1 protein-coding gene is annotated in these 1,685 nt (G+C 58.8%); it reads left to right on the forward strand.

What is annotated here, in order from left to right; translation table 11 throughout:
• Positions 1–335: 335 nt before the first annotated feature.
• The gene (locus AC3WQY_RS24540) at positions 336–1,271 is read left to right on the forward strand and encodes an RNA-binding domain-containing protein (protein WP_285235408.1); all 936 of its coding nucleotides are present in this window, start codon (positions 336–338) and stop codon (positions 1,269–1,271) included.
• Positions 1,272–1,685 lie beyond the last annotated feature (414 nt).

Consider the following 1,685-nt stretch of genomic DNA (forward strand, 5'->3'; position numbering starts at 1 on the left):
GCTGGGGTGGATGCGGGGGCAAGCCTGAGCCCGGCGCACATCCAAGGCTGACCGTCCCTGAACACGCGCCACTGCCTCAGGTCTCTGGGATTGGGCTCGAAATGCAAGGACCAGGAGATACCGCCACAAGCGAAGGTCCAGTCGAAAGGCTGCCAGTGATCCTCTCGAACAAGCTGCGGGTGCTCAAACCCATCGTCCCCTGTGCGGCCAAGCCGCCGTTCCGCGCGAGCGTGGCGCTCAGCGCTGGTGGCGAGGCGGTAGGGACGCATGTTCAAATGTTAGGCAAGAATCGCTAACGATCCACCTGCAACATAGTTAGGCATCACACAACCGCCATGTCCGCAGACGACGCCCTGCTAATCGCGCTTGGTCTAAACAACGAACGCGACGACGTTGACTTCAAGGCCAGCTTCGACCCGTCCTCGAATCGGGACTGGCTTGAGCTGATCAAGGATGTTGCGGCGTTCGCGAATTCCGGCGGCGGATACATCCTCGTTGGCGTTAACGACGACGGAACACCTTCCGCTCAAGACGTGACTTCGCTCCTCGCGGTCGATCCTGCGGACCTCGCCAACCGCCTGCATAAATACTTCGGCCAGCACTTGTTCGGTGTGGAGCTTATCGAGACGCAGAGGGCTGGGCAGGAGGTCTGCGCCGTTCGCATTCCTCCGGCACGTGTGCCGATCGTTTTTGCGCGGGTTGGCGAAACCGAACTGCCTGACGGAAAGAAGAAGACTGCATTTGCCCTGGGTACCGTGTATTTCCGCCATGGCACCAAGAGTGAGCCGGGCACAACGGAAGACCTCAGGCGCTTCCTCGACCGAGAGCTTGAGCTCACACGCCGGTCTTGGCTGGACGGGATCGTTAAGGTAGTTGAAGCGCCGGCTGGCTCGCGATTTGCCGTACTTCCGCCAGAAGGCTCACCAACTGGACCATCCGGCAGCTTGCCAATGCAGCTAACGAGCGATCCGGAAGCCCCTGCGTACTATGCCGTGCCTCTAGATCAAACGCATCCACATCGGCAGAAGGAGGTCGTCAAAGAGGTGAACGTGCGGCTCGGTGGCAAGCGAACAATCAACATGCACGATATCGTTTGCATCCGACGCGTGTACGAGGTACAGAAGCAGATCAGCTTCTGCTACACCCAGAACTTCGCATCGCCACGCTACTCGCAGCAGTTCGTCGATTGGATAGTCGCGCAGTTCGAGGTGAACGAGGCGTTCTTTGAAAAAACCCGCGCCAAGTACGACATCGCAAAGAGTGCGAAGTGATGCCTAACCCCTCGCTCAACCGGACGCTACACAGCTTGCCGCCGTCCGGGCCGTCATTTCATTCTGGCCCTACCGGCACGAAGCTGTTCCGCGCCGGTTATCTCAAACGTTAATAGGCTATTGAATTTTGCCCCCGCGCAAATGCCGCTCACAGGGCCAGAGGGTCGGGCCAGAGGATCAGGTCTCCCATGTTGCATTTCTTCCCAAGAAGGCGACGTTCCTCCTCCCCATTCGATTCGCAACTGGCAAGCATGAGAAATGGGAGACTTGACCCCGGCTGCGCGGCGTGCAGAGCGTGCAACACATGCCTCATCGGGCTCAAACGCCGTCAAGTGCAACTGACCTGCTCGGGTTTATCGAGACAGTAATTCCTAGAAGACGGCGGGTTGCAGGTCTTGGCGGAGTTGCTGTTTG

This window comes from Roseateles sp. FW301-B2, from assembly GCF_058788955.1.

Coding starts and splice junctions, on each gene's coding strand:
- AC3WQY_RS24540 (WP_285235408.1), top strand. CDS start 336: ATGTCCGCAGACGACGCCCTGCTAATCGCGCTTGGTCTAAACAACGAA.